Below are 1,207 nucleotides of genomic sequence, written 5' to 3' on the forward strand. Positions count from 1 at the left end.
TGTAAGTATCCCGGCAAAACGAACCATTCACTTTTAGAGATCTTCCGACATACTGATAATGTCCCCTGAGGAGATCGCTATGCGTAAGATCCGATTCACTGAACACCAGATCATCGCCGTTCTGAAGTCCGTCGAAGCCGGACGTACCGTCAAGGATGTGTGCCGTGAGGCCGCTATTTCGGAAGCCAGCTATTACAACTGGAAGGCGAAATATGGCGGGATGGAAGCGGCCGATATTAAAAAAATCAAAGATCTTGAGGATGAGAATCGACGTTTAAAACAGATGTTTGCTGATCTCAGTCTTGAGTGCCGGGCACTTAAAGACGTCATCGAAAAAAAGCTTTAAAACCAGCGATAAAGCGTGAACTCGTCAGCTATCTGACGGTGCAATTTGCCATGAGTTTACGCCAGGCCTGCAGGACGTTATCGCTGAGCAGGACGGTGTATTTTTATCAGCCCGATACCCGGCGTGATGAACCAGTGATCCACGCGCTGACTGAGCTGGCAGAACGCTATCCGCGCTACGGTTTTAAGAAACTGTTCCAGCTGCTGCGCAGGCAGGGTAATACCTGGAACCATAAACGTGTTCACCGGATTTACTGCCTGCTGAAACTGAATTTTCGCCGCAAGGGAAAACAGCGGCTGCCTGTGCGTAATCCCGCACCACTGGCGACACCGCAAGCGTTAAACCAGAGCTGGTCCATCGATTTTATGCACGACGCGCTGGTCTGCGGCAGACGCTTCCGAACCTTTAATGTGGTGGATGATTTTAACCGTGAAGCACTGGCGATAGAAATCGACCTGAATATCCCGGCTCAGCGAGTCATCCGGGTGCTGGACAGGATCGTGGCAAACCGCGGCTACCCGCTGAAAATGCGGATGGACAACGGGCCAGAGCTGGTCTCGCTGGCGCTGGCACAATGGGCCGAAGAACATGGCGTACAGCTCGAATTTATCAAGCCGGGTAAGCCGACACAAAATGCTTTTATCGAACGGTTCAACCGAACATACCGGACAGAAATCCTGGATTTTTACCTGTTCAGAACACTGAATGAAGCACGGGAAATTACCGAGCGCTGGCTGATGGAATATAACAACGAGCGGCCTCATGAATCCCTGAATAACCTGACACCGGAAGAGTACCGGCTGATGGCTGAAAAACCGGAACTCTCAAAAAGTGCATGGAACTGAAGCAGGGGTGCTTACA

1 protein-coding gene is annotated in these 1,207 nt (G+C 51.0%); it reads left to right on the plus strand.

All coding sequences use genetic code 11. From position 1 onward, the window contains the following. Positions 1–79 precede the first annotated feature (79 nt). Positions 80–1,191, plus strand: a protein-coding gene (locus tag FN082_RS15030) for an IS3 family transposase (RefSeq protein WP_142981865.1) whose coding sequence is annotated in 2 segments (ribosomal slippage) — positions 80–341 and positions 341–1,191 — 1,113 coding nt in all. Because the reading frame shifts where the segments join, the coding sequence is not laid out codon by codon here. The last annotated feature ends 16 nt before the right edge of the window (positions 1,192–1,207 follow it).

It is taken from the genome of Klebsiella spallanzanii, assembly GCF_902158555.1.
Lineage (GTDB): Bacteria > Pseudomonadota > Gammaproteobacteria > Enterobacterales > Enterobacteriaceae > Klebsiella > Klebsiella spallanzanii.